14 protein-coding genes are annotated in these 13,022 nt (G+C 53.4%); 2 read left to right on the top strand and 12 right to left on the bottom strand.

The window, feature by feature from the left end; translation table 11 throughout:
* Positions 1-10: 10 nt before the first annotated feature.
* Both NSU14_RS08765 and NSU14_RS08760 read right to left on the bottom strand, forming a co-directional pair.
* Positions 11-682, bottom strand: a complete 672-nt coding sequence (locus NSU14_RS08765) for an AroM family protein (protein ID WP_042138692.1) — start codon at positions 680-682, stop codon at positions 11-13.
* 110 nt (positions 683-792) lie between these two features.
* On the bottom strand, positions 793-1,743 hold the full coding sequence (locus NSU14_RS08760) for a DUF1177 domain-containing protein (RefSeq protein ID WP_042138693.1): 951 nt from the start codon (positions 1,741-1,743) through the stop codon (positions 793-795).
* Positions 1,744-2,038: 295 nt separating this feature from the next.
* On the opposite strand from NSU14_RS08760, the gene NSU14_RS08755 reads away from it, so the two are divergent.
* Complete coding sequence (locus NSU14_RS08755) at positions 2,039-3,085, top strand: serine hydrolase domain-containing protein (protein WP_340944220.1); 1,047 nt, start codon at positions 2,039-2,041, stop codon at positions 3,083-3,085.
* A gap of 366 nt (positions 3,086-3,451) precedes the next feature.
* On the opposite strand, the gene NSU14_RS08750 is transcribed toward NSU14_RS08755, so the two are convergent.
* The 10 genes from NSU14_RS08750 to NSU14_RS08705 form a co-directional block, all read right to left on the bottom strand.
* The gene (locus tag NSU14_RS08750; protein ID WP_042138695.1) at positions 3,452-4,783 is read right to left on the bottom strand and encodes a pyrimidine-nucleoside phosphorylase; all 1,332 of its coding nucleotides are present in this window, start codon (positions 4,781-4,783) and stop codon (positions 3,452-3,454) included.
* Positions 4,783-5,646, bottom strand: coding sequence for a purine-nucleoside phosphorylase (locus tag NSU14_RS08745; protein ID WP_042138696.1), 864 nt, complete (start codon positions 5,644-5,646; stop codon positions 4,783-4,785). The genes NSU14_RS08750 and NSU14_RS08745 overlap by 1 nt, the downstream gene beginning before the upstream one ends.
* 51 nt (positions 5,647-5,697) lie before the next feature.
* Positions 5,698-6,522, bottom strand: a complete 825-nt coding sequence (locus NSU14_RS08740) for a purine-nucleoside phosphorylase (protein WP_076245560.1) — start codon at positions 6,520-6,522, stop codon at positions 5,698-5,700.
* Positions 6,523-6,765: 243 nt separating this feature from the next.
* Complete coding sequence (deoB, locus tag NSU14_RS08735; RefSeq protein ID WP_340944212.1) at positions 6,766-7,944, bottom strand: phosphopentomutase; 1,179 nt, start codon at positions 7,942-7,944, stop codon at positions 6,766-6,768.
* A 200-nt stretch (positions 7,945-8,144) separates the two neighbouring features.
* Complete coding sequence (xerD, locus tag NSU14_RS08730; RefSeq protein WP_042138699.1) at positions 8,145-9,038, bottom strand: site-specific tyrosine recombinase XerD; 894 nt, start codon at positions 9,036-9,038, stop codon at positions 8,145-8,147.
* A 145-nt stretch (positions 9,039-9,183) separates the two neighbouring features.
* Positions 9,184-9,417 carry a DUF4227 family protein gene (locus NSU14_RS08725; protein WP_039300347.1) on the bottom strand — a complete coding sequence of 78 codons (234 nt, stop codon included), beginning with the start codon at positions 9,415-9,417 and terminating at the stop codon, positions 9,184-9,186.
* Between the two features lie 208 nt (positions 9,418-9,625).
* The gene (gene fur / locus NSU14_RS08720; protein WP_042138700.1) at positions 9,626-10,093 is read right to left on the bottom strand and encodes a ferric iron uptake transcriptional regulator; all 468 of its coding nucleotides are present in this window, start codon (positions 10,091-10,093) and stop codon (positions 9,626-9,628) included.
* Positions 10,094-10,289: 196 nt separating this feature from the next.
* Entirely contained in the window at positions 10,290-10,925 is a 636-nt protein-coding gene (spoIIM, locus tag NSU14_RS08715; protein WP_340944208.1) for a stage II sporulation protein M, read from the bottom strand.
* Between the two features lie 71 nt (positions 10,926-10,996).
* On the bottom strand, positions 10,997-12,193 hold the full coding sequence (locus tag NSU14_RS08710; RefSeq protein ID WP_042138702.1) for an endonuclease Q family protein: 1,197 nt from the start codon (positions 12,191-12,193) through the stop codon (positions 10,997-10,999).
* Positions 12,184-12,756: an NUDIX hydrolase gene (locus tag NSU14_RS08705; protein ID WP_042138703.1), complete on the bottom strand. Its 573-nt coding sequence runs from the start codon at positions 12,754-12,756 to the stop codon at positions 12,184-12,186. The genes NSU14_RS08710 and NSU14_RS08705 overlap by 10 nt, the downstream gene beginning before the upstream one ends.
* 77 nt (positions 12,757-12,833) lie before the next feature.
* Here NSU14_RS08705 and NSU14_RS08700 point away from each other — a divergent pair, with 77 nt between their 5' ends.
* On the top strand, positions 12,834-13,007 hold the full coding sequence (locus NSU14_RS08700) for a hypothetical protein (RefSeq protein WP_156118672.1): 174 nt from the start codon (positions 12,834-12,836) through the stop codon (positions 13,005-13,007).
* The last annotated feature ends 15 nt before the right edge of the window (positions 13,008-13,022 follow it).

The raw sequence follows: 13,022 nt of genomic DNA, 5'->3' as shown, positions 1-13,022 counted from the left end.
TTCCTCCCGGTTACACCATTTCTGCTACCAGCTTGCCCACGAGGGCATTGGACAGCACGGCAGGCACTCCTGCGGAGGCCGCCCACTGTCTATGCTGCTCCACATATCCCATACAGTCAAGCACAATCACGTCCGCCAAGTCTCGCAGACGCTCAGCTGCCGCTCGGAAATCCGCTTCCGTACCGGTATACGGAGAAGCAGCTGCAAACGGCAGCCGTGCTCCGGCTCCCGCGAATTTCTCATTCATGCTCTCTTCCTGCTCGGGCAGAGGACCTATCAGCCCCAGCCGGCGTCCGTCAAGCATCGCCATTACGACCGGAGGGATAATCCGGTCCGGTTCAATCAGATGGGCCTTGGCCGTATGAAGTCCCGGAAAAACACCGGTACAGGCCAGCAGAATCGTCTCAATTCCAGCAGCTTCCATAGCATCAACCTTCCCCTGCAGAACTGACTTTATCCGTTCACGGGAGATCACCGCAGCTGATCCGTCCGCCATGCGGGTAGTCAGCACATACTCTCCAGGACCAGGACTATAGAATTCGCGTACCTGATCAGCAGTGAACCCGTCAAGCACCCCGGACTGAACCAGTCCTGCCTTACCCTCCAGATACTTCTCAATAATCGGTGCAACATCGTTCCTGGGAGCTTGTCCGATCGTGATTAACCCTATATTTTTACTCATCTTGCTCCCTCCCGCTTCTCCATACGGATTGAAATCATGGCAACTCATGCCTGTATACATTGAGCAGGCGCTGAACCTTGCTCAGCGCCTGCCATTATTCCGTTCTATTCCTAGTGAGAGGTTACAGCCGGTTTACCCAGCGTCTGCAGCACTTTCATCGAACCGTACAGCTCGGTAATCTGTGCGAATTCAGCTTCGTTGTAGAAGGAGCATATGCCTTGAGTGAACTCTTTGGCTGTCTCAATGGCAAAACGCACCGCCTGGGCGATATCAATCTCATGGCTTGCCCCTGTACCGCAGCCGGGCACCATGGACTGGGCAGTAATCGCCAACCCTACAACGGGAGCCGAAGTCGCTACTGCGGGCTGCAGGATGGAATTGATATGATATAGTCCGTTACCGTAAGGAGTAATGTCCTGCGTAGTTACCGGAAAAGTTACCGGATACTGTCCTGTCGTCATTTCCTTGATCCGCAGCAGATCCTCACTGACCCGCAGAATGTACCCTTCTTTGACCGTAGGTGAGATTGCAATGCCTTTGTGATTCACCACACGGTTGCCCTTAGTCGTATCAATAGAAATAATCGCTTCCATCTCCGGCAATACCTCATGCTCATTCATCTGCAGGATATCCACCGGGGAATCCATGAAATCAACGGGTTCATGCGGCAGTGTCGGAGCATCCGGACAAATATGTGTCGTAACCAGGACGTCACCCTGCAGCACATCCCCTTTGGTCTGCATGTTTGCCAGTTTCAGTGCCGCTGCGATTGCCGCTACTGCGCCGTCTGCATCAGAGACAATGCCGATCCGGCTGGGGCGCGCCCCTATGCCGCCAAGTCTGCCGACAATTCCGAAGGTTGGCGCGCTTCCGCCTCCAAGCTTGCCTTGACTGCCCGGAATGGTGATTTTGACGAATTCCGTACTGCCTTTTTCACCTTCCACTTTCTGAACCTCAACCTTAACCGCAGGATATGCTGCGAATAACTGCCTGACCTGCTCACCATTAACATAAGCGCTGTCCAGTGCGTTCAAAACTGTAATCGTCTGATGAAGTGCCATTATAATTCCTCCCCGGATGCATGCTCATGATTGTGATGTTTGAATTCATACTATCTTAAAATTCGAAACGTCCACAATGTACCGCCCTGCCAAAACTAAGTTGTTTTTCTTGTCCTTTGCACATAAACCTTACGCGCAAGGTACACTCTTCGGCCTTTCAGCAGCATCCGGCATCCATTAAACCCCTAAATTCCCCGCTCCATATCATACAGAAATATAAATAAAGGTTAATTATTCCATATTGGCGAATTACAAGAAGATTACACATCATCAAGTTATGGAAGAGGGTTACTACATGAAGCAGAAACAGACTGAGCATCAAAAAGAGCTCCAACATATCATCGATCAGGAGGTTCTGCTCTCCGGATTTTCGGGGACGGTACTGGTTACGCAACACGATCAGACCCTCGCAGCGGCTGCTTGCGGACAAGCCAACGTAGCGGAGGAACGGATCAATCAGCTTAACACCCGCTTCGGGATTGCTTCCGGCAGCAAACTGTTCACAGCAGTAGCTATCTGCCAGCTGGCCGAGCAGGGGAAGCTTTCTTTTGACGGCAAGGTGCTGGAGGTCTTACATGAGCAGAAGTTCCCCTTGTTCAGCCCGGAGATCACGGTTCATCAGCTGCTGACGCATAGCTCGGGCATTCCGGATTATTTCGATGAGGAGGTTATGGACGATTTCGCAGCACTATGGGAGGACATACCGATGTATACGCTCAGGCGACCGGGTGATTTCTTGCCACTATTTGCATCGCTGCCGATGAAATTCACTCCCGGCGATCGTTTCCACTATAACAATGCGGGTTATATCATGCTTGGCCTGATTGTCGAAGCGGTCAGCGGAATGAATTTCATGGATTATGTGGAGCAGCATATTTTCCGGCCTTGCGGGATGAAGGCTTCCGGTTACTTCGCCCTGGATGCCCTCCCTGCCAATACAGCTCTCGGTTATATCGACAGTGAGACCGGAGAGAATATCAGCAACATCTACTCCATTCCGGTAGTGGGCGGCGGCGACGGAGGTGCTTTTGTCACGGCAGCGGATATGCAGAAGCTGTGGACATGCCTGCTCGGGCACAAGCTGCTTCAGCCAGAGACAACTGCCCTGCTGCTCACACCGCATATTCATGAGGATGAGGATACTTACTATGGCTATGGAGTATGGATTACGATCAGAAACGGCGGGGTGTTAAAATACCATCTCATGGGCTCCGATCCCGGGGTCTCCTTTCGCTCAGCAGTTTATCCGGCAAGCGGCGTAACCTTCACCGCTCTCTGCAACCGCAGTAGGGGGGCTTACCGGATGATGCAGGTGGCTGAGAAGAACCTGCTGCTGGACTAGCTGCGCGCTCAAGCAGGAGCCCCGTTCTTCCACGGGTTACGGGTTACGGGTTACGGGTTACGGGTTACGGGTTACGGGTTACGGAATAAGTGGATTCCGTACACTTATTTTCATCGTGTGGACCGCATACCAAAAAATAAGTGGATAAACGTCACCTAAATTTGCTGATTCCGCCGCCAAGTCAGTAAATCGGAAAATTAAATGTACTTTTTCCAACTAAAACCCAAATATCAGCGATTCAAGGATAATTAAATGCCCTTTTTCCACTTGTCTTACGGGGGCGGTCCTGAACAATCCAAAAAAGCCGTACAATCAGCGAATTGCTGATGTACGGCTTTTGAATTGTTTGAGTAACCGGCACCCGCTTTAGTACCGAGTTACGCCATTCTTAGTCACCAGTGCAAATACCAGCGGCTGCGGCGGAACCGGCTGAGCGGAAATGCGGTAAGCTTCCAGCACCTTGGCTTCGGCTTCCTGCACTTTGCTCTCACTGGCATCATTCACATGCAGCACAGCAAGCGTATCGCCTGCGGCTACGGCATCGCCAACCTTAATCGCCAGCTGAATGCCAACGGCCAGGTCGATGACGGATTCCTTCGTTTCGCGTCCGGCGCCGAGCAGCATCGCCGCTACGCCGATCTCTTCAGCCTGAATGCTCTCCACATACCCTGCGGCTTCTGCCTTCACTTCGATGAACTTGCGCGCTGCCGGCAAAGTATCCGGCGACTCAATCTGCGCGGCATCGCCGCCTTGGGCAGATACCATCTGCTTGAACTTGTCCAGCGCACTGCCGTCTTCAATATGGGACAGCAGAATGGAGCGCGCTTCTTGTTCGTCCTTCGCCTTGCCGCCGAGCACCAGCATCTGGCTGCCCAGAATGAGGCAGACCTCCTGCAGATCCTTCGGCCCGTGGCCGTTCAGGGTCTCAATGCCTTCTTTGATCTCCAGCGCATTGCCAATGCCGAAGCCGAGCGGCTGGTCCATGTCGCTGATCACAGCGACCGTGTTGCGGCCAAGATGTGTGCCGATATCCACCATCGCCTGTGCGAGTGCAATGGAATCATCCAGCGTCTTCATGAACGCGCCGCTGCCGGTCTTCACATCAAGGACGATGGCATCCGCACCTGCGGCGATCTTCTTGCTCATTACGGAGCTGGCAATCAGCGGAATGGATTCCACGGTCGCAGTCACGTCACGCAGTGCGTACAATTTCTTGTCCGCAGGCGTAATGTTGCCGGACTGGCCGATGACAGCTGCGCCGATCTCCCCTACCTGGGTGAAAAAGCGCTCCCGGTCCATCTCCACGGAGAATCCGGTGATCGACTCCAGCTTGTCGAGCGTACCGCCGGTGTGGCCGAGGCCGCGTCCGGACATTTTGGCCACCGGAACTCCGGCTGCAGCTACAAGCGGGGCAAGAACAACCGTCGTTTTGTCGCCAACACCGCCGGTAGAATGCTTGTCCACCTTGATACCTGCAATCGGACTGAGATCCACCTGGTCACCGGACATCGCCATTTCCAGGGTCAGATCGCCGGTTTCCCGTGCGTTCATTCCCCGGAAATAGACAGCCATCGCCCAGGCGGAAATCTGGTAATCAGGAATTTCACCTTTGCTGTAGCCTTGAATCAGGTAAGCTATTTCTTCACGGCTGAGCTCTCCGCCGTCTCGTTTTTTCTGGATAAGGTCAACTGCACGCATTATACCTGTACCTCACGGACAAAGGAGCGCACAAGGCCGATAAATTTCGGTTTGGTCAGGTTAGCTACTTTTACCACCTGCTCATGAGTAAGCGGCTCCAGCTCGTCCCCGATCGCCATATCGGTGATACAGGTAATGCCGAGCACACGCAGCTTGCTGTGGCTGGCTACGATCACTTCGGGCACAGTGGACATTCCAACGGCATCGCCGCCGAGGTAGGCCAGCATTTTGAGTTCAGCCGGAGTTTCATAGGTAGGTCCGCTGATGCCGGCATATACGCCTTCCTGCAGCACAAGTGCTTCACCATCGGCACCCTTAACTTCACCGGCCAGCTTCTTCGCCAACTCGATATATTCCGGGTCATACGCACGGGACATATCCGGGAAACGTACACCCAGCTCCGGATCATTCGGTCCGATCAGCGGGTTGTCGCCAGTCATATTCAGGTGGTCGGTAATCAGCATGAGGTCACCGGCTTTGAACGCTCTGTTCATTCCGCCGCCTGCATTGGTAATCACGAGTGTGCCTACGCCAAGCTTAGCCATTACGTATACCGGCAGCACCACTTTGCGCATTTCATAACCTTCATAGTAGTGGAAACGGCCCTGCATGATAATAACATCCTTGCCTTCCAGCTTACCGATCACGAACCGTCCCGCATGACCTTCTACCGTGGAACGCGGGAAATGCGGAATTTCTTCATAAGGCAGATATACCGCATCTTCGATCTGGTCACCCAGATCCCCGAGGCCGGAGCCCAGAATAAGTCCGATAGCCGGTGTGTAAGAACCGAATTTGGATTGAATATATTCAGCAGCTTCTTTTACCTGAGTGCCGTATGGGACTGTTGATGGTGTTGTCATAGGTTGATCCTCCCGGATATGAATTGTCTTGTAAATAGCTTGAAGCAGGAACTACATCTTCGGAATAAAAGCCAGCACCAGCTTCAGGAATTGCTCGCGCACACGTTCCGCTGTCTCCATCACTTCTGCATGGTTCAGCGGCTGTTCCAGAATTCCGGCAGCCATGTTGGTGATGCAGGAAATACCAAGTACTTCAATCCCGGCATGACGGGCCACAATCGTCTCAGATACCGTGGACATCCCTACTGCATCTGCCCCTTGGCGGCGCAGCATAACGATCTCAGCAGGAGTCTCGTAGTTGGGTCCGAGCAGGCCGGCGTATACGCCTTCCTTGAACTCGAAGTTCAGCGCTGCTGCAGCTTCTTTGGCGGCTGCGATCAGGCGCGGGCTGTAAGCCGAAGACATATCCGGGAAACGTACGCCCAGCGCATTATCATTCGGTCCGGTCAGCGGATTGCGGCCTGTGAGGTTCAGATGGTCAGTAATCAGCATCAGATCACCCGGTGTGAAATCGGTGTTGACCCCGCCGGCAGCGTTAGTTACCAGCAGGCTGGTTACGCCCAGCTCTTTCATAACACGTACAGGGAAGGCAGTAGTCTCCGGTCCGTAGCCTTCGTACATGTGAAAGCGGCCTTTCATCATTACGACGCGGCGGCCTTCAATCATGCCGATCAGCAGTTCACCTTCATGTCCTTCAACAGTGGACACCGGGAAATGCGGGATTTCATTATAAGGAATGACTACTTCGTCTGTAATCAGATCGGCCAGAACGCCGAGGCCGGAGCCGAGGATCAGCCCGATTTCGGGTGCGACGGTACATTTGTCTTTGATATATACTGCTGCTTCTTGAATATTGCTTTGGGTAACTGCGGTCATGGTTGGTTCCTCCTTGAGGTGGGTGGGATGAACTTTAGTCATCGACGTAAAGCTGAGCCGTCACTACGGTGATATTTGGACTTCCGGCCGCTGTTGTCTACAGATTTCTTCAATTATGACCCGCTTAGCGATTGAAATCCGTAGACAAAGGCGGTCGCTATCGCTCCTACAGTTCCAAATTTCCCCTTCGATTCTTCTCACTTTTAGTTATATCCTTCAGTTCATCTTGATTTATTATTTAAATTAAATTAATTCAGACAAAAAGCTCGTCCCGTACTGCGGTGCCTTCGCTCCGAAATTATCAGCGATGGTAGCAGCAACGTCAGAGAAGGTCTGGCGGATGCCCAGGCTGCCCGGAGTCTTGAATCGCGGGCTGTAGATCAGGAGCGGCACATATTCGCGGGTATGATCCGTTCCGGCATGGATCGGGTCATTGCCGTGGTCTGCAGAGATGATCAGCAGATCATCTTCATCCAGGGTGGAGAGCAGCTCAGGCAGCGCCTGATCGAATACCTCCAGCGCCCGGCCGTAGCCTTCCGGATCACGGCGGTGGCCGTACAGGGAATCGAAATCAACGAGATTAGTGAACAGGAATCCGTTGAACGGCTTGCGCAGCTCGTCAATGGTAATCTGGATGCCGTGCTCATTGCTCTTCGTCGGGTAAGAAGCTGTTACACCTTCGCCGGTGAAGATATCATTGATTTTACCTACCGCAATCACGTCTTTGCCGATGTCCTCCAGAGCGTTCATAACGGTCGGCTCCGGCGGCTTCACCGCGTAGTCATGACGGTTCGGGGTACGCACGAAATTCCCCGGCTCACCGACATAAGGACGGGCGATGACACGGCCGACGGAGAATTCGGGAGCCATCGTCAGCTCGCGGGCGATCCGGCAGGCGCTGTACAGCTCTTCCAGAGGAATGATATCTTCATGCGCGGCAAGCTGGAATACGCTGTCTGCCGAAGTATACACAATCCATGCGCCGGTCTTCATCTGCTCTTCGCCGTATTCTACGAGAATCTCCGTGCCGGAAGCCGGCTTGTTGCCAATCACCTTGCGTCCGGTTGCCGCTTCGAACTTCTCAATCAGCTCTGCGGGGAATCCGTCAAAATAAGTATTAAATGGAACCTCAATCTTCAGGCCCATCAGCTCCCAGTGGCCGGTCATCGTATCCTTGCCTACTGAAACCTCCTGCATTTTGCCGTAATAGCCTGTCGGGGCAGCTACCGGTTCCAGCGGCGGCAGCGGAGCAATATTCGCAAGTCCCAGCTGCTGCAGATTCGGAAGCTTAAGACCCTGAACCCGCTCCAGAATATGGCCCAGCGTATGGGAGCCTGTATCTCCAAAATTAGCGGCATCCGGCGCTTCACCGATACCTACACTATCCAGAACAATAAATCCGATGCGTTTAAATGAGGACATTGCCGTCTTCACTCCTTCGTAGTTTGCATAATCGTAAAGTCTGCTCAAAACAGGAAGAAACTCCGGGAGAACCTCTCCCGGGAGCTATCCTTTCAGTATGATTCCATCATAACTTTCTTACTCACAAAAAGCATCTTTTCGGTCCAATCCATCCCATTACCCGTTCTATCCACGGTTACACCATACCTCTGAATAAAAAACTATTTTGCCCGGGGATGGTGATTCTCATAGACTTCCTTCATATTCTTGCGGGCGATTCCGCTATAAATCTGAGTGGTCGAAATATCGGAATGGCCCAGCATCTGCTGCACGGAGCGCAGATCTGCCCCGCCTTCCAGCAGATGAGCGGCGAAGGAATGCCGCAGGGTATGCGGTGTGATGTCCTGCTGGATGTGGGCTTCACGCGCATGTTTCTTGATTATTTTCCAAAAGCCCTGACGGGTCAGCCTCCCGCCCAGACTGTTCAGGAACAGCGCAGGCTCCTCCAGATTCACCCGGAGCAGCTTGTCCCGCATACCGGAGACATAACGGGCCACACAGTCCGCAGCAATCGTACCAATCGGCACCACTCTTTCCTTGCCGGAGGCCCCGCTGCAGCGTGCGAACTTCAGCCCGGTATTCACGTCCTCCACATTCAGCGAGATTAGCTCTGTAACACGGATACCCGTAGCATAGAGCAGCTCAAGCATCGCCTTATCGCGCATCCCCTGGGGAGCAGATTCATCAGGGACGGCCAGCAGGCGTTCAATTTCTTCAATACTAAGAATCATCGGCGGTTTCTTGCTCGGTTTAATCGTTTCCATATCCAGTGTCGGGTCTTGCCCGATCAGCCGTTCTTTCAGCAAAAAATGAAAATAGGCGCGCAGCGATACCGTATTCCGGTTGACTGTTGCCGTTGCCTTGCCCGCTCCGCGCAGAGCGCCGAGGTAGAGCATAATATGTGATCTTCTGATTTCTTCCATCGCAGCCGTGCCGCGCTCTTCGGTAAACTCCAGAAACTGCGAAATATCCCGTCCATAGGATTCCAGCGTACTAGGAGACAATCCTTTGTCCCCGGACAAATACTGCATAAACGGCTGCAAGTGTGACTTCATCTATTCACGCTCCTGTCATACTCAGGCTGCTTCATGCCGCTCTGCAGCGGTTGGGGTCCGGCAGCAGTCAGAACGCGGGGCGTCCCTTACATGCTCTAGATTCATTCGACAGGCTTCTAGCTTTTTCCTGCAACCGGCGGAGCGCTCACTCCCCGTACCAATAGTAGAACCGCAGGCGCTGACCTGCACTCAGCCCTTCATCGCTTTGCTTCACATCATGAAATGCCCGGATGGCTGTGCCCTCCGGAATATCATAGTTCTGAGCGGGGCTGATCCAGGCACTGACCCAGCTTAGGACATAGTACAGCACACAGCTGATCGCAACGAGCAAGGTCATGAAATACAGCCGGCGTACGGTTTTGGGAATGGAGACAATCATCTTAGGCAACCTCCTAAAAGTAAAAGTTATGGCAGCATCTGCTTCACTATTACACTTCGCAGAACTCGTCCTTCACTTTATGCGCCGGAGGGTGGTGTTATGTATTGCTCTTTGAATAATCAGTTAAAAAGCCCCCTCCGGCCATTCAGCCGGGGAGAGCTTGTGCGGTAATTCCTCATCTGTATAAGAGTTCATGCTCTATATTAGCTTATTCGGGAGTATTGCCGTCTGCAGGATTCTTATCCTTGCAGCGGTGGCAAATTCCGTGAAAATCAAGTCTATGATCAAGCACCGTAAAATTATAATCCTTCTCAAGACGCTCTTCCAGCGGACCCAGCCAATCCTCACGAATCTCATCCATGGTTCCGCATTGTACACAAATCAGATGATGATGATGATGTTTCGCTGTATCGGTCCGCAGATCATAACGGGCAACACCGTCTCCGAAATTAATCTTCTCCACGACATGAAGCTCGCTGAGCAGTTCCAGGGTACGATATACGGTGGCGAGACCGATCTCCGGAGCCTTTTCTTTCACCAGCATGAATACATCTTCAGCGCTTAAATGATCATCCTCGTTCTCCAGTAGAACTCTTAAGGTCGCTTCCCGTTGAGGTGTAAGCTTGTATCCTTGGGATTGTAGTTGTTGCTTAATCTTGTCTATCCGGGCTTCCATTGTCTGCCTCCCCCTTGGAAAATTACCGCACCGGGCTTCAAGCCACTTCTTCCATTATAGGGGGAGTTACTTTGAGAAGTCAAACGCTTTTAGCTTACGCGGAGGCAGGACCCCAACGTTCAAGGAAGTGCCCGAATGGAAATTCATTCCACCGCATGTTCTCAGTACAGGCTTATGCTTCCTGAAGATTCTACGCTCATCCGGCTGACACCAGCATCGGCGTCACCCATCTCATCATCACCGGGGTCACCCAAGCCTCAAATCCGGAGATTCCCATAACCAGCAGGGCCATGCCGAGTGACAGCAGGGTGTACATTACAAAAGGCCGGGTAACCTTGGTACGCCGCTGCTGTCCCAGCACCCGGCTGCGGATCATCAGCAGGGAGAAAGCAATCGCGGCCGCGCTGCATACAAGCAGTACCGGAATCAGCACCAGATTATGCGGGGCCACAGAGACCAGGGAAAACAGCATGCCATGCCAGGAATACTGGCTGACCAGACAGCCGACGGTGAAGCCGATCAGCACGCCTTTGAGGAAATCCAGAATCAGAATCCCCGGAAGTCCGATAACCGACAAGCCGAGTATCCATATCAGTCCGACCCATTTGAGATTGAATGCGGCAATCCCCCAATACGAATCCTGCGCGGCAGGCAGTCCCTGTTGATCCACGGTCATGAAGAAATTACCCAGATAATCCCCCAGCTCCTGCTGCTGATCCAGCGTTAACGCACTGACAATGAGCGCTCCAAATACGACCCCGACCAGGAATAATACCGCGACAAAAATATAAAGAGGCGTCTGTTCCTTCATCATCAGCCTTAAACTGCGCATCAGGACATTCTCCTTTCCGGTCACATGTTACACCTTATGAAGGAATGTCCCGCTCTATGACTTGTCCTTGGTTACTTCCCCTTAATGACCTTGCCGTACGTCCCTCCGCCTCCTGAAGAGAGCGCAAGCCTGCCGGTACGGGCTAGTACGATCAGCTCTGCAAGCTCTTGTCCGGCAACAGCAGCAAGCTCGGCTTCACCCGCCTTGTGCAGTATATTCATCTCTGTGCCAAACGCCTGCAGCAGGGCATTCAGCTTGCGCTTGCCAAGTCCCGGAATAAACTCCAGAGGCACCTGGTAATGGTAGGGCGGACGGTACGCCGGAACCAGCGGCTCCTTACGATCAGCAATATCGAGAATACGGTCCAGCACTCCTTTCACCAGCTTCGGACTGCCGCAATACGGACAGCGCTCTGAAGTCGCATACGCCTCATCGATAATGCTGCCGCAGCCGCCGCAATATGTGCGGTGGTATTTCCCCAGCCGGGGGTTCAGCCCGAAGTTGGCACTGATCCGGCGTCCCTCCGAGCGTTCCAGCGCCAGCTTCAGCTCATGGAAAGAGGGCTGCTGCATCTCAATCACATTATACTCACGGCCGATTTTGCCCAGGGAATGAGCGTCAGAATTGGTCAGGAAGCTGTACGGGTCAAGCTCTGAAATATACCCGGCCATTTCCGAATCCGCACTGAGTCCAAGCTCTACTGCCGCAATGCGTTCCAGGTCAAATAAGTCAGCCATGCGCTCCGCTGCACAGCCGTAAAGCCCTTTGTGCGGAGTGAAAATATGTGCCGGAATCAGCAGGCCTCCCCGTCCTGTAATCTCGTCCTGCAGCACCCGGGAGGGTGCATACAGGCGCTGGGAGCTTAGATTCACGTTCCGCATATGGGCGCTCATCCAGCTGCTGAACTCTTCCATGGTCCCAAGGTCCGGCATGAAGGCCAGGACGTGGCACTCTTTTCGCCCGGGCTCACGGATCTCAATCTCGGTTCCCAGAATGATCGTAGTCCCCCTGTAGGCAATACCTCCGCCTTCCGCCATCGTCATCTCGCCGGAATCCAGCGCCGCATGAATATCCCGCAGCACCCCCGGGGAGTGGCTGTCGATGATGCCGATCAGACCGATTCCCTTGCGTTCCGCCGCCTCTTTGGCAATCCCGGCGAAGGTGAGCTCGCGGCTGCCGCTGATTTTGACCGCCTGTCCCTCTGAAGTCCGCCCGATATGCACATGCAGGTCGCAGTAAACGCTCTGCAGCGTGGACTCTAGTGCCATTGCCCAGTCAGCGTATACAGATGCCAGGCGTAGACAGCCATCATGGTCTTGGCATCGGCAATACGTCCATCCGCGATATACTGGTAAGCTTCCTCCAGCGTCAGCTCGGAAACCTCCAGGAATTCATCCTCATCCAGCGCCATCTCACCCGGCTGGGCATCTTCGGTCACATAGAGGTGAATGATCTCGTCGGCGAAGCCGGGAGAGGTATAGAAGGACTTCAGCAGCTTCAGCCCGCCGCTGTGAAATCCGGTCTCCTCCTGAAGCTCACGGCCCGCAGCCGCCAGCGGATCCTCGCCTTTGTCCAGCTTGCCTGCCGGTATCTCCACCTCAGTCCGGTGCATCGGCTGGCGATACTGTTCCACTACTAGCATTTTACCGTTATTCAGTGCCAGCACAGCTACGGCCCCCGGATGCTTCACGACCTCACGGGTTGCTGTATTGCCGTCCGGCAGCTTCACCGTATCTACCTGCAGCGAAATAATGTTGCCAGTAAAGATCGGCTTCGTCGACAATGTTTCTTCATCCAATGCGGGGTTGCGGTTGATTTCATCGTTTTTCATAGATTTGTGGTCTCCTTTGGCATGGTTATGCATAGGGTGTATTATAGCAAACTTAAAAGGAAAGAAGGAATGCAGGCATGAATGATTGTCTTGTCCGAGCAAGCTCATCCGCAGTTACAATGGTAGGTAAACCGGAGCAGATCATGGCCGTAATGGCCGGATGGATGAAGCAGTACGGGCGCGATATGCCCCTATCCTATATCCTGCTGCTCCAGACGGAAACGCGGATCACAGCTTCCAAGGCAGGATAATGCCGCTTCGTTCTT

Origin of the sequence: Paenibacillus sp. FSL R10-2771 (assembly GCF_038000205.1) — a bacterium.
Lineage (GTDB): Bacteria > Bacillota > Bacilli > Paenibacillales > Paenibacillaceae > Paenibacillus_AQ > Paenibacillus_AQ phytohabitans.
This window is presented reverse-complemented; position numbering and strand designations above follow the sequence as displayed.